The sequence below is a fragment of the Alcanivorax nanhaiticus genome (genome assembly GCF_000756665.1).
Taxonomy (GTDB): Bacteria; Pseudomonadota; Gammaproteobacteria; order Pseudomonadales; family Alcanivoracaceae; genus Alcanivorax; species Alcanivorax nanhaiticus.
Window position 1 is genome coordinate 449,490 of record NZ_ARXV01000001.1, and the last position, 22,669, is coordinate 472,158.

At 55.1% G+C, this 22,669-nt stretch carries 17 protein-coding genes and 2 tRNA genes; 4 read left to right on the forward strand and 15 right to left on the reverse strand.

The genetic code is table 11. The annotated features are described in order from the left end of the window. Positions 1 to 421 precede the first annotated feature (421 nt). Entirely contained in the window at positions 422 to 1,426 is a 1,005-nt protein-coding gene (locus tag Y5S_RS02010) for a DUF5924 family protein (RefSeq protein WP_052041328.1), read from the reverse strand. Between the two features lie 477 nt (positions 1,427 to 1,903). On the opposite strand from Y5S_RS02010, the gene Y5S_RS02015 reads away from it, so the two are divergent. Continuing rightward, positions 1,904 to 3,337, forward strand: coding sequence for a site-specific integrase (locus tag Y5S_RS02015; protein ID WP_035229867.1), 1,434 nt, complete (start codon positions 1,904 to 1,906; stop codon positions 3,335 to 3,337). Positions 3,338 to 3,437: 100 nt separating this feature from the next. Then, entirely contained in the window at positions 3,438 to 4,514 is a 1,077-nt protein-coding gene (locus Y5S_RS02020; RefSeq protein WP_197055071.1) for a hypothetical protein, read from the forward strand. 938 nt (positions 4,515 to 5,452) lie between these two features. Here Y5S_RS02020 and Y5S_RS19070 read toward each other — a convergent pair. The 13 genes from Y5S_RS19070 to Y5S_RS02085 form a co-directional block, all read right to left on the reverse strand. Further along, positions 5,453 to 6,748: a hypothetical protein gene (locus Y5S_RS19070; RefSeq protein ID WP_156107532.1), complete on the reverse strand. Its 1,296-nt coding sequence runs from the start codon at positions 6,746 to 6,748 to the stop codon at positions 5,453 to 5,455. A gap of 342 nt (positions 6,749 to 7,090) precedes the next feature. Continuing rightward, positions 7,091 to 7,180 (reverse strand) — tRNA-Ser (locus tag Y5S_RS02030). A 106-nt stretch (positions 7,181 to 7,286) separates the two neighbouring features. Beyond that, positions 7,287 to 7,475, reverse strand: coding sequence for a carbon storage regulator CsrA (csrA, locus tag Y5S_RS02035; protein ID WP_035229872.1), 189 nt, complete (start codon positions 7,473 to 7,475; stop codon positions 7,287 to 7,289). Between the two features lie 268 nt (positions 7,476 to 7,743). Further along, the gene (locus Y5S_RS02040) at positions 7,744 to 8,970 is read right to left on the reverse strand and encodes an aspartate kinase (protein WP_035229873.1); all 1,227 of its coding nucleotides are present in this window, start codon (positions 8,968 to 8,970) and stop codon (positions 7,744 to 7,746) included. Between the two features lie 106 nt (positions 8,971 to 9,076). Then, positions 9,077 to 11,674: an alanine--tRNA ligase gene (gene alaS, locus Y5S_RS02045; protein ID WP_035229875.1), complete on the reverse strand. Its 2,598-nt coding sequence runs from the start codon at positions 11,672 to 11,674 to the stop codon at positions 9,077 to 9,079. A gap of 168 nt (positions 11,675 to 11,842) precedes the next feature. After that, entirely contained in the window at positions 11,843 to 12,610 is a 768-nt protein-coding gene (locus Y5S_RS02050) for a sulfite exporter TauE/SafE family protein (RefSeq protein WP_035229876.1), read from the reverse strand. Between the two features lie 253 nt (positions 12,611 to 12,863). Further along, positions 12,864 to 13,913 (reverse strand): quinolinate synthase NadA, encoded by a 1,050-nt coding sequence (gene nadA, locus Y5S_RS02055; RefSeq protein ID WP_035229878.1) that lies wholly within the window; start codon positions 13,911 to 13,913, stop codon positions 12,864 to 12,866. Between the two features lie 653 nt (positions 13,914 to 14,566). Then, positions 14,567 to 15,820: an SAM-dependent methyltransferase gene (locus Y5S_RS02060; RefSeq protein WP_035229880.1), complete on the reverse strand. Its 1,254-nt coding sequence runs from the start codon at positions 15,818 to 15,820 to the stop codon at positions 14,567 to 14,569. Further along, positions 15,820 to 16,599 (reverse strand): DUF1365 domain-containing protein, encoded by a 780-nt coding sequence (locus Y5S_RS02065; protein WP_035229884.1) that lies wholly within the window; start codon positions 16,597 to 16,599, stop codon positions 15,820 to 15,822. Before Y5S_RS02065 ends, Y5S_RS02060 begins: the two co-directional genes overlap by 1 nt. After that, entirely contained in the window at positions 16,596 to 17,852 is a 1,257-nt protein-coding gene (locus Y5S_RS02070) for an NAD(P)/FAD-dependent oxidoreductase (RefSeq protein WP_035229887.1), read from the reverse strand. Before Y5S_RS02070 ends, Y5S_RS02065 begins: the two co-directional genes overlap by 4 nt. Continuing rightward, positions 17,849 to 19,303: a cryptochrome/photolyase family protein gene (locus Y5S_RS02075; protein ID WP_035229888.1), complete on the reverse strand. Its 1,455-nt coding sequence runs from the start codon at positions 19,301 to 19,303 to the stop codon at positions 17,849 to 17,851. Before Y5S_RS02075 ends, Y5S_RS02070 begins: the two co-directional genes overlap by 4 nt. Further along, positions 19,300 to 20,178, reverse strand: coding sequence for a MerR family transcriptional regulator (locus tag Y5S_RS19075; RefSeq protein ID WP_052041330.1), 879 nt, complete (start codon positions 20,176 to 20,178; stop codon positions 19,300 to 19,302). Before Y5S_RS19075 ends, Y5S_RS02075 begins: the two co-directional genes overlap by 4 nt. Then, entirely contained in the window at positions 20,175 to 21,128 is a 954-nt protein-coding gene (locus Y5S_RS02085) for a YbgA family protein (protein ID WP_035229890.1), read from the reverse strand. The genes Y5S_RS19075 and Y5S_RS02085 overlap by 4 nt, the downstream gene beginning before the upstream one ends. A 193-nt stretch (positions 21,129 to 21,321) precedes the next feature. Between Y5S_RS02085 and Y5S_RS02090 the strand changes: the two genes are divergently transcribed. Together Y5S_RS02090 and Y5S_RS02095 are read left to right on the forward strand one after the other, a co-directional pair. Next, positions 21,322 to 21,714, forward strand: a complete 393-nt coding sequence (locus tag Y5S_RS02090; protein ID WP_052041341.1) for a DUF2493 domain-containing protein — start codon at positions 21,322 to 21,324, stop codon at positions 21,712 to 21,714. Between the two features lie 152 nt (positions 21,715 to 21,866). Then, positions 21,867 to 22,166: a hypothetical protein gene (locus Y5S_RS02095; protein WP_035229893.1), complete on the forward strand. Its 300-nt coding sequence runs from the start codon at positions 21,867 to 21,869 to the stop codon at positions 22,164 to 22,166. A gap of 119 nt (positions 22,167 to 22,285) precedes the next feature. Here the strand turns inward: Y5S_RS02095 and Y5S_RS02100 are convergent. Beyond that, positions 22,286 to 22,361 (reverse strand) — tRNA-Lys (locus Y5S_RS02100). Positions 22,362 to 22,669 lie beyond the last annotated feature (308 nt).

Here is a 22,669-nt window from a genome sequence, read left to right on the forward strand (position 1 = left end):
ACGTTCCTACAGCAACCTTCTGCGTTTGCGCGAATAAAGTACGCCAATGCCATCCGCACCGCTCCTTCCCCGTTAGAGTGAGTCGAGGAACGGACCCCTGTGACGGCGTAGAGCAAAAAACCTGGCTGAGGGGAGCGAGTCTTTTTTGCGTCCGTCACAGGGCGAGTACCGGAGTGTGCCTGCGGAGCAGGCCGAACGGAGTCGGGGTGGCGAGGAGTCCAGAGGGGGAGCCAGTTCCCCCTTTGGGCCCGTCCGGCGAGGACACGCACCTATCATAGTGCTATGGCATATCAGCAGATGCCGAGCCACCCAGGTGGGAACCACCATCACCGCAAATCGCGCCTCACCGAGCAAAACGAATCAATGGCGTTCCCTACAGCCGCTTAGTGGCGGGTTTGTCTTCTGCGTTTGGCGTTTATCCTCAGACGCCCGGCGTAATATAAAACCGCACCACACCAATGATCTGATTGTCTTCCGTACGAACCTCAACCCGCCAACGCCCCTGCGAAGGGACCGGGATGTGGCGTTTGTGAGACCAGGTGCGGAAACCGGATTCACGACCGCCGTACACCTTGAGGGGAATACGGTCGACCTGCTCGCCATCATGAAACCAGTAGTGATACACCTGCTGGCCTAACCCCAGCGGAGCCTTGATGGCGGTGTAGGCATAGAGCCCTTCTTTCACTTCCTCACTGGTAAAGACTTCGCCGGTCACTAGCGGCTTGCGCTGGGCACGATTAAAGGACAGTGCCATGGCTCGCTCTTCCAGTGACAATGTCAGTGGTGGCACCAGCGGAGCCAGCCAGCGGGGAGACAATGCAATCACCACCGACACCGCCACAAGGCCCGCCCAGCGAAACCATTTTCGTGGGCCACCAAAACGCCAGAAACTGGGCAAGGCAAACAGCGCCGTTAGCCAGCCTGCCCAGGTCAGTGCCGTGTCGGTTTTCCAGTGAAACAGTAGCGGCAGTAACACCAGTAAGGCGACGAACAGCGCCCAGGCATGAAAGCCAAAGTAGAGCGCCCGATGCCGCGCCAGCCAGAAATAAATCGGATCGATGATGCTCATCAAGGCCGCGCTGATCACCAGCGTGGTGAAGAGAATGTATTCCGCCCCACCCGACCATTGCAGTAATACAAAAGGCAAACTGAAGAAGAACGCTTCCTGATGCACTGCCTGCAGCATCAACTTCAACAACCCTTGGGAAACCCCTTCCATTGCCGTGCCGGCAACCTTCTGCTGCCACAGGCCTTCGGTCAGCAACAGCAACCAGCTGAACACAAGAAACCCGGTAAGTACTGCCGCCAGCCACGGCTGTCGCTCCACCAGAAAGTAGCTGCCCAGGCCAAGCGCAAAGCTGACCACCGCCCACAGGTGACGAACGCGGTAAAGCGAATCTGACAGGGACTGCAGGGCCAGGGGCAAGGGTGTTCTCCGTTGGTGAGTGGCAATTTGATGATGCTGTGCAGGTGGGGTTCCTGCGACGACGGATATTTTAGGAGAATTAACAACTCCGTACAGGGCGCAGTTCCGTTCGAAGGGCTCGTACTTCCCTTCGTTTAGGTGTCGGGCAGTCCGCCGGGGGCATTGCTGAGTAACGAGTGACGAGAAGCGAGTTTCGAAAGGCAAAACCAGAAACCCTTGTTGCCCGGTTCGCTCTGGCAAGCTTGGCTCCTACAAAAGCGGAGAGGGATTTTATGGGCTGCAGAAACGAAAACGCCCCGCAGTGCGGGGCGTTTTCGAAATATGGCGGAGAGGGCGGGACTTTCTATATTTGTGGGTTAAGTGTTTGTTTTTCTTTATTTTCAATGGCTTAAAAGCCGGTTTGCTACAAATTCTTGATACAAAATGAGTCTCACCGCTGCTACAATTTGGCCAAACCCGGCTAAAAATTGAACAGTTATGGCAAGCGATAACCTCATCCTTAGGGGCGGTAACTGGTACGTTCGTCTCTCCGTCCCTGCTGACGTTCGCCCTGTACTGAATCGCAGGGAATACACTGCAAGTCTCAAAACAGGCTCGAAGCAAGAAGCACAACGTCTGAAATTGCCGTTTTTAAACGCATGGCGGGACGCAATAGCTGAGGCAAGGGGTTTGACCCCTGACATGGCAGAAAAACAGCGAGAGGGGGCATATTTGGCCTCTCAGGCTATTGAGACGTACTTAAATGAATCTGTGCGGCTCTCTGCACTCGGAAAGACGAAAGAAGCGAATGAGGCCAGTTTTGAGCTGGTGAAGGAGCTGGATTCATTCGGGCTGGACTATGAAGCTGTATTGCCGCTGGTGCAGAAATACCAAGGCGGTGATATTGCTGATTGGGTAGGTTTCCAGAAAGAGCTAATAGAGCTACTGCAAGGGCAGGTGGTGACAGCCATCAACCCTGTGAATCAACAGGAAGTCACCCAGATACTGAAAGACCCAAGCCACTACCGTTCCAAGTCCCCTATTACGATTACCCGCCTCAATGACTTTGAGGACTACCAACGCCGTAGGGGAGTGGTGGCCAAAACCGTAGATACGCAGTTAAGTAGACTCAAAAAGCTAAAAGCGTGGCTCGAAGAAAACCAGAGAGAGCTGAACCACGAAGGTGTTGAAACGTATCTTGATACGCTGGACTGCGCCACCAAAACGAAAAAGCAGCACTTGTTTGCTGGTAACAGCTTTTGGAAATGGGCGATTAAGAAAGACAAGACGTTCAAGCAACAGCATCAGGAGCAAGCTAACCCTTTCGAGAACCACGACTTTGAGGAAGTGAGGGGCGTTCGTAAGAAAGAGCGAAAAGCCTTCACTGTGGCTGATATTCAGAGACTCCACGAATCTGCCCAAGCCTTGCCGCGCCGCCAGGCGCTGGCAGATCTGATTGTTTTGGGCGCATATACGGGGGCAAGGATTGAAGAGCTTTGCCAGTTGAAAACTGGCGATATTGTGACTGAGGACGGGGTTCAGTGTTTATTCATTAGAGACGGCAAGACTCGTAATGCTGAGAGGGTTGTTCCAGTCCATAAAGATTTAAAGTCTTTATTGAAGCGTCTGGCGAAAGAAGCGGAAGGAGAGTTTTTGCTTCCGGCGTCAGGCAAGAACAAGTACGGCAAGCGATCTGATTCGCTGAGTAAGCAATTCGGCAGACTGAAAAAGTCTTTGGGCTATGGGGAAGAACACGTTTTCCATAGCCTGCGGAAATCCTTTATCACCCTACTGCAAAATAACGACATGCCCGGCTTAACGATTGCTTCAATCGTAGGGCATGAGACCGGGACGATTACGTTTGACGTTTACAGTGCAGGGCCTAATGCCAAACAAAAGCTCAAAGCAATATCGACCCTGAAAATCCTTTGATTTTGTCTTTTTATTTTGGGGGTCTCGGGGGCGTAGCACCTGAGCAAGTAGGGAGCGAAGCGCTGGTTTACGGAGTAAAGCCCCTATCTTGAAATCGAAGTTGATCGATCCTGCGGGCAAAGCGAAACCATGGGCGAAGTTGCAAGTCCGATTTTTTGTGATAATTTTTAAAATAAAAATTATTATGAAAAATTGGACGGTGAAGGTGAAAGCGGTGAAGAAGAAAGACCAAGGTCTGATTCGCTACACACGCTATCTCCTGAGCGCAAACGAGCCCTCCCGCGCTGCAACAAACATCCACCCACTGAAAGACCCCAGACAAGCCACGCGCAACATGCTCGCGGAGCATTCGCTGAGACAAGCGGAGAGACGTAGAGCAGGGCTTAGTGGTGGAGGGGTGACAAACTACGCGCAAAGCTACGTTTTCGCACTGCCGAAAGATATTCCACAACCCACGCAAAAGCAGTGGGTAGGAATAGCGGCAAGGGCAGTGAAGGCGATAGCCAACGAAAACGGGATTGACCCGCAAAAACTCTGGGATGTGACTGGGGTTGTTTTCCATGAAGAACCTACCAAGAGCAAAAACAACCATATTCACGTCCTTGTCGGCAATATCGTGGAAGGTAAGTATCACAAGGGGTTGACGCAAAAAAAGTCCGTATATGCGTCAAAACAGGCGTTTAATGACTACATGCTAGAGGTCTTGAAGGTTGATAATAAAAATTATGAAGCATTGAGCCAAGGCCGTGATGATCCACTTTGGTTAGCAAGAAAAAAACAGGCCGAAAATGAAGAAAAAACAATTATTGAAGCAAGAAAGAAGGCAAGGAAAGAAATCAAGATTGCTCAACTGTGGAAGGAGAAATACAACAAATCTGGATTTAATGAGCTTAAACTTGAAATGTCGCTGAAAAAGCGAGAGATAGAAGAAAAAGAAGAAGAATTATCTGAAGCAAGCGAATACTTACTTTCAAAAATTGATACTTATGTGGATCAATGCAAAAGGCTCTTGAAATACGTGGAAGAAGAAAACGACAAAAGGATTAACTCAACCCTCAACAGGATTGAAAGAACTGAGCAGGATCTTGAAAGGGCTGGATTTGAATTTCCAGACGAAGAAGAAAGAAAGCGCCGCCGCAATAGTCTTGCGCCAAGGCTAAAACCACCCGGATTTTAATTTTCAGTTTTGTTTTTCTTCTCCTCTTTGAAAATATTTTTATTTGCCACATTATTTACCACATTCCATACCAATGAAAATTGGAAAATATAAATTTGTGACTGTGCGAGCAGTAGTAAAATGTGGTAAACCACATACAAAACATTTCGCGTTGGCTCAATGTGGTAAAAAATGTGGTAAACAATAGTTGATATTCAAGAAGAAATAATTTGACAAAATTAAAAAATATGAAAACATTTTTTAATAGGAATAAAAAAGAGCCGCTTAGTTGCGACTCTTGGTATGGTGAGAAGAAGGTCTGTGGTAGGACTGACACCATACAAAAAAGATTATCACTCATTTTTTGTATTTCAAGTCCTGCCAAAAACAAACCTTTAAAAAAATAATTTTTCTCACTATATCCAAGAAGCTTTTGGATTTTAACAGATGTTTTGGGAGTTTCTTCTATGGTTTTATTCTCAGCGGTTACAAGGGGTTTTGCCAATAGCCGTGTATGGATGAGTTAGCTTAGATCTGGGCGTGGGAACCCAGAGAGCACATTGGAATGAGTATATTCAGGTAGCGCTGCGTACTAACGTCAATCACTGCAAAGAGGCTGTAGACAATCCGGCAAGACAGTTTTTGCTGAACTGTTCAAGTGTCTGCCAATGCCGTAGCAAGGAATGGGTTTAACCAGCCCATGAGGTCTTCCCAAATTTGACCCGTAGCTCACCGGAAAAACCGGGGGAGTTATTGGAGAGTTCTGCCCGCAAGGGCAGAAATGGTTCCGCCCCGCGAGCAAAGCGAGACGCTTTAACATTCAGGGTTATGGTCTTAACACCTAACCAGCGTCTTTCCAAACTAATAGAAAGAGATAAACAACAAAATACATAAAATTTTGTCGAAATTTGGCAAAAAAAGCCCCTCAGGAGAGAGGGGCCAATAGGGGGAAGAGCTATTTAGTTCATTGCGTTAAGAATAGAGTCTGCAAGACCTTCATTTTCAGTCATGAGCGAATACTGCTCTCCAAAACCAGCCTCTTCGGTAACGGCGATATACAACAGCGACAAATCACCACCAGAGACGAGTAGCAGGTATGCTTCATCGCCTACATTTCCGCCACGCAATACACCAAGCATTGGGTCTTCTACACTGCTAACTTCCTCATCATTAAAGAAGTCAGCTGCATCGACATTATTTTCCCATGTCGTATCGTAGTCGCCCGGTGCCGTTTGACCATTTTCACGGAAACCAATAGGTTCTTTCACAACACCAGATCCCTCATCATTGACGATCAGCAGATTCCAATCATCACCCGCCTCGGCAGAGAGATTGCCGAGATCATGCAAATCAGTTGGGCGGTTATCCATGTAAATCAAGGTTGTGGCTGATTCGGCAAAAACCAATACATCCCACTTTTCGCCATTTTCTTCGCCAACACCCTCATAAACCAAGGTAAATGTATCGGGGTTGTTTTCGAACTTCAGGCTTTTAGCTGTTGCGGTATACCCTTCCGTGGTGTTTTCTTCTGAAACATCAACAGGGTTATACCAACCACCCTCTTGGGCGTTTGTGAAGCTAATTGTCCCGTCATCATTAAAAGTGACGTTCCGAATACCGGGATCTTCACCAACCACATACAAGCGCCAAACCCCAGTGCCTGACAGAAGCAAATCCTCCATCTGACTATCAAGGTGCGCTTTCGCCTCAGCTTCTGTTACCAGTGCGTTATCAACTGCACCAGCAGTGTTCGGGTCGCTGACAAAATCTCCAACCGGTTGATCGAAATCAACATTAGCTGCCTTCTCAGCAGTCTCTTCCGTCTCATCAGGAATCTGGATGCCATTGCTGGCATCACCATCACTATCCAAGGATTGCAGAAGGATGGCGATATTCAGGCCAAGATCATCACTATCGGAGGTTGATACTTTATCAAAATCATTGATAGTAACTTTACCAGTGGCTGGCACAGGGGGTAGATCAACGCCCCGGACAGAGAAAGTCACCGTATCGCCACTTTCAAAATCGAAGAAACCGTTTTCATCCGTGAAACCGGTGGTTCCAGACGGAGAAGCTGTGTAAGCGATATTGGCCACAGCAGAATCCACGAACTGCCCTGAACGGGCCTCTCCACTTCCTCCCTCACCGCCATCGTTATTGCTTCCTCCACCAGAGGAGCTACCGCCACCTCCTCCGCAAGCATATAGAGCAGTCGTTCCACAAATCAGAGCTAGAGCTTTCAACTTAGAATTCATTTCAGTCCCTTTGTATTATCAAAATCGCAATCCCGCCACCTTCCGTGAACAGGCTCACACATTCTGCCGGGCCAAAGTCACATATTCAAATTGGATATATCGGGGTTCTGAAACGTCATGTACGGATTAGAGATGCACAGGAAAGGCCTTTAAAAGCATGACAGGGGAGGTAAAGCGGAGACAACAGAAAGGGCACTAGAGGCCATTCAGGAGGCTTTTCGGAGCTTTGCCCCCCCATCCCAGCCCATCAATCCTGCCATCGCTGTTTTGCTACAAAATCTTGCTACAAATCCAAAACGAAAAAGCCCCGTAACTCGTTGAATTACGGGGCTTTTCTTTATATGGCGGAGAGGGCGGGATTCGAACCCGCGATACGGTAACCCGTATGGTTCCTTAGCAGGGAACTGGTTTCAGCCACTCACCCACCTCTCCGGAATGCGGTACTACTCAAGTCAGAAAATGGAACGCTCTTGATTGGCGCTGTTTCCTAACTCGCCGCGCATGATAACGACTTTGCGGAGAAAATACAGCCCAAAAATCAGGCAGACTCACTGTCTGATGATTTTTCGTGCTGAATTCGCTGATAAATCTCTTCCCGATGTACTGCAACCTCTTTCGGCGCGTTCACACCGATGCGAACCTGGTTACCTTTTACACCCAGAACAGTGACGGTGACTTCATCACCGACCATCAGGGTCTCTCCAACTCGACGCGTAAGAATAAGCATAATGATCCCTCCTGGGGTCCTTTTTGTCCGTGAGCGCAATCCGTACCAGAGGCTATCGGGTTCGTCAGGGACGATTCCTTGGCGTGGGACCATTTACCCACCCCTGATACGGGGCGGCCAGTATGCCTGAATCCAATTCTCAAGTCTTGTCAACAGGTGGGGAAGAACCTACCGGTCGTCGCCCCATAGGTACCACGGACACCCAGCCAATGCCGATTTCACAGAGCTGTCATACCCTGCTGCTCGGCATTGCCGGGCTCCTGTGGGATCAGCCGACCGGCTGATCCAATTCGAACGCAGAGTGCAGAGCGCGAACCGCCAGCTCCAGATACTTCTCGGCGATCACAACCGACACCTTGATTTCCGAGGTGGAAATCATCTCGATGTTCACCCCTTCGTTGGCGAGGGTTTCAAACATCTTGGCGGCGACGCCTGCATGGGAGCGCATACCTACCCCCACCAGAGACACCTTGGCAATCTTGTCATCGCCAATGATTTCCGGAGTACCCAGATCATCGGAGGCGTTGCGCAGGGCTTCCTGGGCGCGGGCGAAATCGTTGCGGTGAACCGTGAAGGTAAAGTCGGCCGCACCATCTTTGCCCACGTTCTGCACGATCATGTCCACTTCGATGTTCTGTGCACTTACCGGGCCGAGGATTTTGTAGGCAATGCCCGGGGTGTCCGGGGCGCCACGCACGATGATCTTGGCTTCATCACGGGTAAAGGCAATTCCGGAGATTACCGGCTTTTCCATATCAACCTCGTCGTCGACGGTAATAAGTGTTCCAGGACCATCCTGGAAGCTGGACAAAACACGCAGCGGCACATTGTATTTGCCGGCGAATTCCACGGAGCGGATCTGCAGGACTTTGGAGCCCTGGCTGGCCATTTCGAGCATTTCCTCGAAGGTAATGCTGTCGAGACGGCGGGCGGTATCGACCACGCGGGGATCGGTGGTGTAAACGCCATCCACATCGGTATAAATCTGACACTCGTCTGCTTTCAGGGCTGCAGCCAGTGCCACGGCGGTGGTATCGGAGCCGCCACGGCCAAGGGTGGTGATGTTGCCGTTGGCATCGACGCCCTGGAAACCGGCCACGACCACGATGCTGCCGCCATCCAGGTCGGCACGCATTTTCTTGTCGTCAATTTCTTCGATCCGCGCCTTGGAGTGGGCGCTGTCGGTGCGCAGGGGAATCTGGCTGCCGGTGTAGGAACGGGCGTTGAGGCCCAGGCGCTGAAGCGCCATGGACAGCAGGGCAATGGTGACCTGCTCACCGGTGGATACCAGCACGTCCATCTCACGGGGAGACGGATTGTCGCTGACACCCTTTGCCAGGTCGATCAGGCGGTTGGTTTCACCGCTCATGGCGGACACCACCACAACTACCTGGTCACCCTGTTTATGGAAGCCTGCTACCTTCTCGGCAACGGCCTGGATGCGATCGACTGTACCTACCGAGGTACCGCCGTATTTCTGCACGATAAGGGCCATAAAGTCGCTTTGTCTGCAAAAAATGAGCGCGTAACTCTATCAGAAACGCGCCCGGATTTCATGTTGCGGGTGTCCCGGTCATGTCGGCATCACGGTGAAAGCCGTGTCAGCCCTGCCCTGCAACCCAGTCCTTCACGCTTTCCAGCGCACCCGGCAACGCCGCAGGGTTGTTACCACCACCCTGAGCCATATCCGGTCGACCGCCGCCGCGTCCGTCCACCTGTTCTGCTACATGCTTGAGCAGGTCGCCGGCCTTGAAACGGCTGGTCAGGTCTTTGGTGACACCGGCCACCAGGGCCACCTTGTCACCTTCCACCGCTGCCAGCAGGATGATTGCCGAACCCAGCTTGTCTTTCAGCTTGTCCATGGTCACCCGCAGGGTCTTGCCATCGGCACCGTCCACTGCTGTGGCCAGCACCTTCACACCGTTGATCTCCTGAACCGCATCGGACAGGTCGCTACCCGCGCCGCTGGCCAGTTTCTGCTTCAGGCGTTCGATCTCTTTTTCCAGCTCGCGTACTTTCTGCGCCTGGTTGCGTACGCGCTCTGCCGCGTTGTCCGGGGTGCTTTTCACCGTGCCCGCGATGTCGCTCAGTGCGCGTTCCTGCTTGCGCATGGCCGCCAGTGCATTCTCACCGGTGACGGCTTCGATACGGCGCACACCTGCGGCTGCAGAGGCTTCCAGGGTAATGCGGAACAGGCCAATGTCGCCGGTACGGCTGACATGAGTGCCGCCACACAGTTCCTTGGAGAAGCCGTCGCTGCCCATGGTCAGTACGCGCACCTGGTCATCATATTTCTCACCGAACAGCGCCATGGCACCGGCTTCACGGGCGGCGTCGATATCCATCAGGTCGGTGGATACCGGGGTATTGGCCAGGATCTGGCGATTGACGATGGTTTCAATCTCTTCGCGCTGGGCTTCTGTCACGGCTTCACCGTGGGAGAAATCGAAGCGCAGGTAATCGGCCGCCACCAGTGAGCCTTTCTGCTGGACGTGGTCACCCAGCACATCGCGCAGGGCGGCATGCATCAGGTGAGTGGCAGAGTGGTTGCGCATGATGGCTTTGCGACGCTCCACATCCACATAGGCCGCCACTTTGTCGCCTGCCTTGAGCGTACCGCTTTCCACGCTGCCCAAATGCACATGGGCGGCCTGACGCTTGCGGGTGTCGGCCACTGCAAAGCGGCTATCGCCCAGCACCAGGAAACCGGTATCCCCTACCTGACCACCGGACTCGGCATAGAACGGGGTGCTGGCCAGCACCACCATGCCTTCTTCACCGGCGTTGAGGCTGTCCACGGCTTCACCGTCCCGGTACAGACCCACAATCTCGGCTTCGTCGGCCAGTTTTTCATAGCCAGAGAAATCCGTGATGGCGTCGATGCTCAGGCGATCGCTGTAGTCGTTGGCAAAGCTGCCCGCGCCACGGGCGCGCTCGCGCTGGGCTTCCATGGCTTTTTCAAAGCCTGCCATGTCCACATCCAGATCGCGCTCACGAGCCACATCGGCGGTGAGGTCCGGCGGGAAACCGTGGGTATCGTAGAGGGTAAAGAGCACATCACCAGACAGCACCTTGCCGTCCATGTCTTCAATGGCGCTTTCCAGCACTTTCATGCCGGCGGCCAGGGTGCGGCCGAATTGCTCTTCTTCCGACAGCAGCGCTTTTTCGATACGGACTTGCTCACGGGCCAGCTCCGGGTAGGCTTCGCCCATCTGTTCAACCAGCGCGCTTACCAGGGTGGAGAAGAACAGCTTGTCCTGCCCCAGCTTGTGACCGTGACGCAGGGCGCGACGAATGATGCGACGCAGCACGTAGCCGCGGCCTTCATTGGACGGGATCACCCCGTCGCAAATCAGGAAGCTGGAAGAGCGGATGTGGTCTGCGATCACGCGCAAGGACTTCTCTTCCAGATCGTTGCATCCGGTGGCCTTGGCGGCCGCCTTGAGCAGCGCCTGGAACAGGTCGATTTCGTAGTTGGAGTGCACGCCCTGCAATACTGCGGCGATACGCTCCAGCCCCATGCCGGTATCTACGCTGGGCTTGGGCAGTGGTTTGAGCTCGCCATCTTCCTGACGATCAAACTGCATGAACACCAGGTTCCAGATTTCGATGTAACGATCCAGGTCGTCGTTTTCGGAGCCAGGGGGACCACCGGGCACATCTGCGCCGTGGTCGTAGAAGATTTCAGAACAGGGGCCACAGGGGCCGGTGTCGCCCATCTGCCAGAAGTTGTCTTCATCCAGACGGGAGAAGCGCTCGGCGCTCACGCCCATTTCCTTCAGCCAGATGTCGGCGGCTTCGTCATCGGACACATGCACCGTCACCCACAGGCGCTCTTCCGGCAGCCCCAGGGTGCCAGTGAGAAATTCCCAGGCAAACTTGATGGCTTCACGCTTGAAATAGTCGCCAAAGCTGAAGTTGCCGAGCATTTCAAAGAAGGTGTGATGCCGAGCCGTGTAACCCACGTTTTCCAGATCGTTGTGCTTGCCGCCCGCACGTACGCAGCGCTGGGAGCTGGTGGCACGGGTGTAATCCCGCTTTTCACGGCCCAGGAACACGTCCTTGAACTGGTTCATCCCCGCATTGGTAAACAGCAGGGTGGGATCGTCGTGAGGCACCAACGAGGAGGACGCTACCTTGGTGTGTCCCTGGCTGGCAAAGTAGTCCAGAAAGGCCTGGCGTAGTTCAGCACTGTTCATAGGAAAAACGGTTTCTTGGCTGGCTATCGGAAAGCGCCGAGTATACCGCCCATGGGGCGCGGTTGCGATGGTTGATGAAGCTTCGAGCTACTAGCTGCGAGCTACAAGAAAAATCAGTCTGTCCTCTCTTTTCCTCGTAGCTCGCAGCTAGTAGCTCGAAGCTGCTTCTCAACCCTTGATCGCCGCTGCCAGACACACCGCCAGCACCATCACCAGCAGGATACGCTTGAGCACCTTGGGAGAGACCCGGTGGGCGAAGCCGACGCCCAGGCGTACGCCAACCAGGGTGCCGGCAGCCACCAGCAGGCCGGGTAACCAGGCGACCTGGTCGCGCCACACGAAGATGCCCAGGGCGAGCACCGTGAAGCTACCGGTAATGGCCAGTTTCAGGGCATTGCCGCGCAGCAGGTCATAACGCATCTGCCCCACCAGCACGGCGATCAATACAAAACCGACCCCCGCCTGTACAAAACCACCGTAGACCCCGGAAAAAAACAGCCCAATCCAGGCCGGCAGGGAATCATTGGGCTGCAGCGGCACCTCTTCGGGGCCCGGGGTCATCTGGTTGGGTTTGAGCACCATAATCAGGGCCACCACCACCAGAGTGGTGAGCAGCACAGGCTTGAGGATGGCTTCCGGCAGGTAAGCCGCCGCCAACGCACCCACAAGCGTCCCCAGCAGGCAGGGCACCAGGATCGCCGGTAGTGGGGCAAATGGCATGGTGCCGCGCTTGTTGAACTGGCGCACCGCCTCGATGCTCTGGATCAATACCCCCACCCGCATGGTGCCGTTGGCCAGGGCAGCACTCATGCCAGAGAGCATCAGCAGCGGCAGAATCAGCAGCCCCCCACCACCGGCAAGGGTATTGATAAAACCGGCAAGTACGCCAGCGCCCAGCAAGGCGGCGGCGAGCCAGGGGTCGGAGAGGTATTCCATGGGAAAGCCCGGTCAGGAGTAAACGGAAAGCTTGGGGTAAACAGCTTCGAGCTTCAAGCTGCGAGCTACGAGGAAAACACAAGAAAGAATTCGCATCGGCTCTTAAGCATGAAGCGCGGCCATGGATGGCTGAAATTCCAATCTGGCCTATCCCGCGTCGTAGCTAGAAGCTCGTAGCTCGTAGCTCGTAGCTATTCCCGGCGGAGATGGCATTACCCTTTCCGCCCTACGAAGAAGACCGGAGGGAATTCGTCTAGCCCTTGAGGGACTTGCCGAAGTCCAGCATACGATTCAACGGCACCATGGCTTTTTCGGCCAGGGTCGGGTCGACGAAGATTTCCTGGCCCATACCGTTTTCGCTTTCCAGCACATCCAGCATGTTCTGCAGGCCATTCATGGCCATCCACGGGCAGTGGGCGCAGCTGCGACAGGTGGCACCGGAGCCGGCGGTGGGAGCCTCCAGGAAAGTCTTCTCCGGGGCCAGCTGCTGCATCTTGTAGAAGATGCCTTTATCGGTGGCCACGATGAAGGTGTCGTTCTCCATGTCGCAGGCGGCTTTGATCAGCTGCGAGGTGGAGCCGACCACGTCGGCGATTTCTACCACCGAGGCAGGGGATTCCGGGTGCACCAGTACGGCGGCATCCGGGTAGGCTTTTTTCAGGTCCAGCAGACCCTGGGCCTTGAACTCTTCATGGACGATACAGGCACCGTCCCAGCACAGCACATCGGCACCGGCTTTATCGCGCACATAGCTGCCCAGGTGCTTGTCCGGGGCCCAGAGGATTTTTTCGCCGTTGCGATCCAGATGCTCGATCAATTCCACCGCGATAGACGAGGTTACCACCCAGTCGGCACGGGCCTTCACCGCCGCTGAGGTATTGGCATACACCACCACGGTGCGATCCGGGTGCTGGTCACAGAAGTCAGAAAATTCCTGCTCAGGACAACCGATATCCAGAGAACAGGTCGCCTCCAGAGTGGGCATGAAGACACGCTTTTCCGGGCTGAGAATCTTGGCGGTTTCGCCCATGAACTTGACGCCGGCCACAATCAGGGTGGACGCCGGATGTTCCTTGCCAAAACGGGCCATTTCCAGGGAATCAGACACGCAGCCACCGGTTTCTTCCGCCAGGGACTGGATCTCGGGGTCGGTGTAGTAATGGGCCACCAGCACAGCGTCACGTTCGCGTAACAATGCCTTGATACGTTCACGATAGGCCAGTCGCTGCTCATCACTCAGCGAATCATCCTGCACCACCTTTGCCAGATGGGCCTGTACCAGCGCTTGCGCTTCTGCCGTCATTGCTCTCACCGCCAGAAAATATCGATGGATATCAATTGGTTATCGCCACACAAGGAAAGCTGGCGAAAAATAAGGCGGGCATAATACCACAACCCGACCCAATTCGGACTGACAGCGGGCCGGAGCGACCGCCTCTCTCCTAAAACTGCGCCTGAAAACCCCTGTTTTCAATGGTGGAAAACGTCAGAACCATAACGCCCGGCAACACTGCAGGCGGGGACGCTTGCCCTGCCCTCCGCTGTTGCCGCAATTCGCACCTATTTTCGCAGCGTAACCAGCCGCTCCCTGCATGGGAAACCACAGAGGCCGTGGGCAAGGATTCCCCTGTGGGAGCAGCTGGTTCCGCCGCGATGCCTGGGCATCGGTTTTTCGCGGTCGAACGCCCGCTCCCACAGTTGGAAAACTGCAGGGGCCTTGGGCAAGACTCCCCTGTGGGAGCGGCGGTTCCGCCGCGATGTGCCGCGCCATGATGCAGCGCCGTATCACGGTCGTACCCGGTGGGTGCCACAGAGATAAAGACAGCGTTTGGCCAACGCTGCAGGAGTTCCGCTTGAGGGACGAAGGTTTTTTCTGAAGTCCGAAGATATTGTGTTTCGCCTCACCGGGCAGGAATCTTTCTCCTTTCCACGAGGCGAAACGCATCAGACGGATGTTCAGCGCGCGTCAGGTCGCCAAAGGGGGCCGTTGGCAACAATATGCACGGTACTGATCGCCCGTTCCAGAAACGCCCCTTCGCAGTAGCACAGGTAGTAATCCCACATGCGAATGAAGCGTTCATCGAAGCCAAGCGCTTTTATCTGGGGCAGTTTCGCGAGAAAGCGCTCACGCCAATGATGAAGCGTGCGAGCGTAATCCAGGCCGATATCGTAGAGCTCGGTGGCCACCAGATCGGTATGGCGGGTGAAGTGCTCGGTCATTACCGAAACGCTGGGCAGGAAGCCGCCGGGAAAAATGTAGCGCTTGATGAAATCCACTTGCTTGCGGGCGTAGTCATAACGCTGGTCCGGTACCGTGATGGCCTGCAACAGCAGTTTGCCTTCCGGTTTCAATCGCTCCCCCAGCACCTTGAAATAACTGGGCAGGAATTCTGCGCCAACCGCTTCAATCATCTCGATAGACACCACACGATCATATTGTCCTTCCAGCTCGCGGTAGTCTTTCTCGAGAATGGTGATACGCTCATCCAGACCGGCAGCCGCCACTTCCTCACGGGCGTAACGGGCTTGCTCACGAGAAATGGTGGTTGTGGTGACATTAACGCCATAATTTTTTGCGGCATGAATCGCAAGGCCGCCCCAACCGGTGCCGATCTCCAGCACCTCCATGCCGGGTTTGAGCTCCAGCCGCTGACAAACCAGATCCAGCTTGTGGGTGGCCGCTTCTTCAAGACCGGCATCCGGGCGCGGATACACCGCGCTGGAGTACATCATGGAACGGTCCAGGAACAGCGCAAAGAAATCGTTACCCAGATCGTAATGGGCAGAAATGTTACGGCGTGAGCCTTGCAGGGAGTTGCGGTTGTGGCGATGCAGTAGTTTGAGGGCAGGTTTGGAGAGTCTTGCCAGCCCCCCTTCCAACGCCCGCATGGCTTGAATATTGGCCGCAAAATAACGAATCACCGCGACCAGGTCCGGGCTGTCCCAACCGCCTTCCATGTAAGCTTCTGCTGCCCCCAGCGCACCGCCACTCATCATCATGGAATAGGTACGCCAGTCACGTAGCTGGATTACACCGCCTTCACTACCGGAACCCAGGTTGAGTACGTTGCCGTCAGGTTCTTCAATGCGAACTGTACCATGCGGCAGGGCTTCAAGTTGTTTGAGCACCAGCCGGCGCGCCATGCCTGCCAGGCCACTGACCTGATCGCTAACGGCAGCAGTGTTGCGAGCACTTTCACCAGACTGCATTACCCTCTCCTTTCACCATGTTCCTGAGTACTTTTATGTGGTCCTGGATGCGGATGGAATCTGGCGCCCTTTCGCCATAGCTTGAATGCCTGCCAGTAGATTCCCTTGAGAGTGGCAAACCCTCTCGCCCCCATCCTTACTAATACATTACGCATGAGTGCCTTTTCTGGATGCAGTAGCGTCAGGTTCAGACCCGCAGCAAACACTACTTCATCCTGATTCTTGTCTTTCAAGGTTAGGCGCAATTCAGGAAAGGCAACGTGAAGACGCCAGTGATAACGCAATGCCATCGGCAGGAAAGGCGACACGTGGAATGTCTTGTCATGATCGACCACCAGTGCGCCTTCCTCGTCGTGTTCCAGAGGCAGGGCGTAAAAATGCTTTTCCTTCCAGGGCGTGTTCTGCACTTCAGCCAGCATGCTGTCCGGCTGATCCGAGCCTTCAGGAAAATGCAGGTACAGCACCAGCGGATTGAACAGCGTGCCGAAGGTACGCCACTGGCCGAGCATGCACACCCTGCCCTGCTGCCAGTTCAGCCCGGCAGCGGCGGCCTGCTCTCTTACCTTGATGGAGAGGGGCTGATCACTGCCATCGACAAAGTCCCGGTCGCGAAATACCACCGGGCGCCAGGCCCGCCCCCACCAGGGCGACACCGCCAACAATTCAGGAATCTGCTCCAGATCGCACCACACCAACCAGAGCGGATAATCGAATCGGTGCGAGAATGGCACATGACGCTGATGCCATACCCGCCCGGTGACCAGCGCCCGGCTGATCATGCCGCCTGCCTCTTGCCACTCAGTGCTACGACCACGTTCAAGGCCGACACCACTCCATCTTCATGGAAACCATTACGGCACCATGCCCCCGCAAACCAGGTGCGATTGCTACCGTTGTCCATGAGTAGCTGCTCGCGGGCCAATTCCGTCTCCGGGGTGAACAACGGATGGGAGAAATGACGTGTTTCAAGAATCGTTGCAGGATCAATACGGTCACTGGCATTCAGGGTGACGCAAAACGTTTCCGGTGCATCGATGCCCTGCAGAATGTTCATGTTGTAGGTCACCTGTACACGATCGGTATCGTCTTTCATCAACATGGCATTCCAACTGGACCAGACTCGCTGTCGTTTAGGCAGCAACCGGGTATCGGTGTGCAGCACCACTTCGTTGTCCTGATATTCCAGCCTTGAAAGACTGCGCCGTTCGCGCTCATCCGCATCCTTTAGGAGCGGCAACACCTGATCGCTGTGACAGGCAAAAATCACCTGATCGAAATCCCTGGCCTCTCCCTTTGCAACCACCGTGACATGGCCGGGATACCGGGTCACTGACTGGACCGGGGTAGCGGCATGGAAGGTGGCTGGGCATTGTTCGACGAGTTTCTTTACATACTGGTTTGAGCCGCCGGGTACCACAAACCACTGCGGGCGATTGGTGAGTGACAATAAACCGTGGTGATCGAAGAAGCGGATAAAGAAACGCGCAGGAAAGGCTTCCATCTGAGCCAGCGAACAGGACCAGATTGCCCCGCCCATGGCGAGCACATAGTCTCGACGAAAGCGCTCGCTATAACCGTGGCGGGTCAGGTACTCACCCAGTGGCATGTCTCCTTCCGGGTCGTCCAGCAACGCTGGCGCTTCCTTGTTGAAGCGCAAAATTTCCCGCACGAAACGCCAGTGCGTTGGGCTCAACCAGTTTCGCTTGCGAGCAAACACACCGCCCAGACCGTCACCACAATATTCCAGCCCGTTACGCTGATCACTCACCGCAAATCCCATGGACGTTGGCTGGCCGGCCAGGCCAAGCTGATCCAATAGCGCCAGATAATTGGGATAGGTACGGTCGTTGAAAACAATAAAGCCCATGTCGATGGCATAGCGCCCGTGGTCTCGCTGTACCGGCACCGTACAGGTATGACCGCCGAGGTAGTCTCCGGCTTCAAACACTTCTACGTCATGTTGCTCGGACAAATACCAGGCAGCCGTTAGCCCGCTGATTCCTGCACCCACAATCGCAATACGCTGTTTCATACCTCTGCCCCCTTTACCTGATCTTGTAAATGATCCCAAGCCTCTTTGACTCCCTTGAAGGATTCTGTCACTCGCTCTCGCACGCCCGCATGAGGCACGATGGGCGCGGGATAATCCGGCACCAATAATGGCTGCTTCCAGGGTTCGTGGATGGTCTTGTTATCCAGTGTTTTCAGTTCCGGCACCCAATGGGCGATGAACTTGCCCTCAGCATCGAAGCGCTGACTCTGTCGGACGGGATTGAACACGCGGAAATACGGCACGGCATCGGTGCCAGTGGAGGCACTCCATTGCCAACCGCCATTGTTGGCAGCGAAGTCACCGTCGATGAGGTGACGCATGAAAAAATCTTCGCCTTTGCGCCAGTCCTGCCAGAGATGCTTGCTAAGAAACATGGCAGTGACCATGCGCAGACGGTTGTGCATCCAGCCGGTGGCGACCAGCTGTCGCATGGCCGCATCCACCAGCGGGTAACCGGTACGGCCCTCACACCAGGCATCAAACAGATCGTTATCGTTATCCCATTCCAACAGGTCAGTTTCTGGCCGGAACGCCTTGCCCCAACTCAGGCGCGGGTACTGCGCCATGATCTGCCGGTAAAAATCCCGCCAGGCCAGTTCACCAATCCAACAGGCCGCCCCGTCACGGGCTCCAGCATCGGCCATGGCTTGCCGTGCCGCATGAAAACAGCTGGCCGGAGACAGGGTGCCTGCCGACAGGGCTGCTGACAGACTGCTGGTGGCGGTCAGTGAGGGGTAATCACGATATTGGCGGTAGCCTGCCAGATGGCGGCTAACAAATTGCTCCAATTGGCGGGCCGCAGCCTGCTCCCCCGGCTCCCAGATACGGGTCAACGATGCCGAAACTTGCAGCTTGCCAATGGCGGCATCCACCTGCTTCTTACCCACAAACTCTGCCGGCTCCGGTGTTTGCCGATCAGGCAGGCCGGGGAGGGAAAAATGCTCTTCCAGCCACACATCCCAACGCTTTTTGAACGCACTGAACACGGTGTAAGGCGTGCCTTTGCCCGTTCGCAGCGTGGTCGGTGGCACCAGCACGCTGTCATCAAAGCCTCGAATCGTTACGCCCAGTTGCTTCATTTCCTTCGCCACCGCTTCATCACGGCGACGTTCGTTGAGCGGGTATTCACGAGTGCAGAAAATTTGCCGGATCTCATGCTTGCGGACCAGCTCGGCAAGCTGCACGGAGACCTGACTGAAGTCACCGGCATCCAGTACATGCAGGGCAATGCCTTTGGCCGCCAGTTGTTCACCCAACTCCAGCAGGCTGTGCAATACATACCAGCGGCGCAGCGGCGCCACACCGTGGTTATCCCACTGTGCGTCGCAGAGAAAATACACTGCCATCACCGGCCCTTCCGCCAACAGCGCCTCTTGCAGGGCACGGTGCGCATGGGCTCGCAGATCATTGCGATACCAGACCAGATTCATGAAAGCGACTCCAGGTTGTGCTGCTGTAATGTCTCTGCGATCTCCACCCGGTTACCCTCCAGCACCGTTAACCCAGGCGAACCTGCCGCCAACTGCTGCGCCAGAGGCCCCCAGATGAATGCCGGAAATTCCATCTTGTCATCCGGCAGCCAGCGGGCACGCTGAGCCGCCGCCGGCAGCGCATCAGCAATCCAGATGACGCCAAAACGTGGTTGCGAAGCAAAACGCTGACACAGGGCATCCACATCGACAGGTTGATCCAGACACCAAAGCGGTGCATTGAGCACCATGGCCAACTCCAGCGCCGCCAGCGGATCACCCAGCGGCACCAGCACCCAGCCGGAATGTCTGCGCCCCGGGGACAAGGACAGCGCCTTGCCCGACCACTTTTGCATCAGCAGGCTGTGTAACAGCGAAGACTGCAGTGACAAGGAGGGAGATAACGCCAGCTGCTCACGCAGTGGATCCGAGAAATCCGCAATAACCCGGGCATGGCCATAATCGGCAATCAGACCATTCAGCTGCTGCTCCAATCGACGCAAGTTGAGGCTCTCAAGCGCCTCCAACGCCTGCTCGCGGGCCTTTTGCCACACGGGCTCCGGGGTAGGCTCGGTCCCTGCTGAAGCGGAATCGAGCAGGGCTTGTACCTGGCGGATCGGCACCCCTTTTTCCAGCCACTGCACCACCGCTTGCACCCTTAGCAACTGCGCTTCGGAATAGCGACGATGGCCCTTTGCGGTACGCGAGGGTTTCAGCAAGCCGTAACGACGCTCCCAGGCTCTGAGCGTCACCGGGTTAACCCCGCAACGCTCACTGACAGCCTGAATGCTGTACCCCCCTTCTTCGGGAATGATGGACACTACCGGTTCAGTCACACGCGGTTCCTCAGGCCCAAAGAATCCGGATAAGGGCTCAGGTAACGCTGCGCCTGCACATAGGGCTGATCCACCTTGCGCAGGGCTCCGCGCAACAGGGTCATGGGCACCACCAGCGGCACATCCTCACGCAGGTAGGCATCGATCTGTTCATTGATCAACGACCGGTCTTCCTGGCTCAAGCCTTCGCGCAGGAAACCCGCCAGATGCTGCAGGGTATTCACGTGCGCGCCCCGTGATACCCGCTTCTTCATGGTCGCCATAACGGCATGAATATAGTCATCGGCAATGGCATCCAGCGGGCGCGCCTTGAGATTACTGAGCAGGGGGCCAAGCTGGCGGTAAGTGCGCTGACAGTGCGCCAGCAGCTGAAATTTGTGGCGGCTGTGGAAATCGATCAGACGTTGTGGTGTCAGGCCACTGGCCAGCATCTGGCACCAGTCGTCATAGAGAAAAACACGTTCGATAAAGTTTTCACGCAGGGTGTCATCGTTGAGACGGCCCGCCTCTTCCACCGGCATGAGTGGATAGGCCTCCTGCAAACGGGCAGCAAAAAGTCCAGCTGCATCGCGATGCAGTAATTCACCGTCTTCGCGGTACACCTTGACCCGCTCCATGCCACAACTGGGGGATTTCGCCATCAGGATAAAACCGCGCAGGTTGTCCAGCATCGGCAGAGTACGCTCGACAAAATCCGCCATCAGATCAGTGTGATCGCGTAAACCATCGGTGGTCACCATGCGCAGCTGCTCGCCACGCTCAATCAACCGTAACGCCTTGCGTGGGGTACTCAGGCCTGAACCCATCTCGGGACACAGGGAGCGAAAGGTAAAGTAATTGGCCAGCACCCCGGTGCAATAACGGGAATGCTTGTGGCCACCATCGTGACGAACCTCCATGCCCAGCAAACAGGCACTGATACCTACCGGGATCTTTTCTGCTGTTTCCATGACGACTCCACCTTCCACCTGTACAGAAAAAATAACTTGTACAAGTTTAGTCTGCCCACCTGTCAACAGCCCGTGAAGCCCCCCTTTGACCTCCGCAACGCCTGTTATCTGCCTGCCATCGTTTCATCACAGTGGTGCAACAAGGCGCGCATAGCCTTATACTCATCCATAAACTGATCATATGAGCAGTATTATGCGCATTCTCGTATGTGGAGGCAGGGATTACCGTGACGATCACTGCGTAACCGACAGCCTGGAACGATTGAAACGGGCAGGCCTGATCAGTCTGCTGATTCATGGTGATGCCAGCGGAGCCGATCGGCTGGCCAGCCAGTGGGCCAGAGAGTCCGGCATGGATCAGGTGAGTTATCCCGCCAACTGGAAAGCCCATGGACGAGCAGCGGGCCCCATGCGTAACCGGCGCATGCTTCACCATGGAAGACCTCAAGCGCTGGTGGCGTTTGCCGGAGGACGGGGAACCGCAGACATGGTCGGGATTGCCAAACAGGCAGGCTTGCCCGTGTGGCAACCCGATCGCGACCCCGCCCTGCCCCGCTTTGAAAGCGTGAGCAGCTGCCCCCGTTAATGGAAACCTGTCCTTTTAACCAGTCAACTTTTGGGGGATTGCTCCGGCTCTGCCACCGAGTGAATATGCTTCATAAGACCGGGGCAAACGCCGCCGGTCTCCAGGCCTGGAAACCTTAAAGAGGCTTAAAGAAGCCTAAAGAGGAGAGCCCCATGGAAAACGGCCAATTGCTCCGCAATCTTGTCCCCATTTACCCCCGTAGTGGACACCACAACAGCCACAGCCACTTTCTCGGCTACCTGCTTTACAGCAAGCAGAAACACGCTTACCTAGTAGCCTGCAGAAAGCTGGACCCGGCACAGAAAAAAAGCTGGGTATCCTATGCGGGAGCGGCCCACCGCTTTGACAGCAGAGTGATGGCGCAAACCGCACAACACCTGATCAAGAAAGGCTCGGAGGTCATGGAGCTATACGAGAAGGAAGGAAAGCTGGTGATTCGCAGGGCGGTCTGATTGGACGCCTGGAGCCGACGCGCTTTCATCAGCAGCCCAGAAAGCATTTCAGCTTTTTGCAGCCATTTGCCATCAAGCAGCACAAAAAAAGGCCGCCATGCAGGCAGCCCTTTTGAATATGGTGGGTCGTGCTGGATTCGAACCAGCGACCAATTGGTTAAAAGCCAACTGCTCTACCAACTGAGCTAACGACCCGGAACCCGGCATATCTTACTGATTTTCAGGCAAAACACAATTGATGATCGTGGGTTTGCGATACCCACATCTCCAACACTCATCGCCGCCAATGCAGCATTCGGGGCTTGTCTGCAAAGCACAAAAGGTGCCTGAGACACCATTAGCGGCCGAACGATCACCCCACATGAGGTGAGACGGCAGAGGCTTCGGGTCGGGGGGCTACTGTGGGAGCGACGGTTCCGTCGCGATGCCCATGCAGCGGCCTTTTCGCGGTCGAACGCCCGCTCCCACAGGAGACAAAACCGCAGAAGCTCCAGGATCAGGAA

What these genes read in the sequence shown, in the direction of transcription:
- Y5S_RS02015 (WP_035229867.1), top strand. Translation starts at nt 1,904, where the DNA reads ATGGCAAGCGATAACCTCATCCTTAGGGGCGGTAACTGGTACGTTCGT.
- Y5S_RS19070 (WP_156107532.1), bottom strand. Translation starts at nt 6,748, where the DNA reads ATGAATTCTAAGTTGAAAGCTCTAGCTCTGATTTGTGGAACGACTGCT.
- csrA (WP_035229872.1), bottom strand. Translation starts at nt 7,475, where the DNA reads ATGCTTATTCTTACGCGTCGAGTTGGAGAGACCCTGATGGTCGGTGAT.
- Y5S_RS02040 (WP_035229873.1), bottom strand. Translation starts at nt 8,970, where the DNA reads ATGGCCCTTATCGTGCAGAAATACGGCGGTACCTCGGTAGGTACAGTC.
- alaS (WP_035229875.1), bottom strand. Translation starts at nt 11,674, where the DNA reads ATGAACAGTGCTGAACTACGCCAGGCCTTTCTGGACTACTTTGCCAGC.
- Y5S_RS02050 (WP_035229876.1), bottom strand. Translation starts at nt 12,610, where the DNA reads ATGGAATACCTCTCCGACCCCTGGCTCGCCGCCGCCTTGCTGGGCGCT.
- nadA (WP_035229878.1), bottom strand. Translation starts at nt 13,913, where the DNA reads ATGACGGCAGAAGCGCAAGCGCTGGTACAGGCCCATCTGGCAAAGGTG.
- Y5S_RS02060 (WP_035229880.1), bottom strand. Translation starts at nt 15,820, where the DNA reads ATGCAGTCTGGTGAAAGTGCTCGCAACACTGCTGCCGTTAGCGATCAG.
- Y5S_RS02065 (WP_035229884.1), bottom strand. Translation starts at nt 16,599, where the DNA reads ATGATCAGCCGGGCGCTGGTCACCGGGCGGGTATGGCATCAGCGTCAT.
- Y5S_RS02070 (WP_035229887.1), bottom strand. Translation starts at nt 17,852, where the DNA reads ATGAAACAGCGTATTGCGATTGTGGGTGCAGGAATCAGCGGGCTAACG.
- Y5S_RS02075 (WP_035229888.1), bottom strand. Translation starts at nt 19,303, where the DNA reads ATGAATCTGGTCTGGTATCGCAATGATCTGCGAGCCCATGCGCACCGT.
- Y5S_RS02085 (WP_035229890.1), bottom strand. Translation starts at nt 21,128, where the DNA reads ATGGAAACAGCAGAAAAGATCCCGGTAGGTATCAGTGCCTGTTTGCTG.
- Y5S_RS02090 (WP_052041341.1), top strand. Translation starts at nt 21,322, where the DNA reads ATGCGCATTCTCGTATGTGGAGGCAGGGATTACCGTGACGATCACTGC.
- Y5S_RS02095 (WP_035229893.1), top strand. Translation starts at nt 21,867, where the DNA reads ATGGAAAACGGCCAATTGCTCCGCAATCTTGTCCCCATTTACCCCCGT.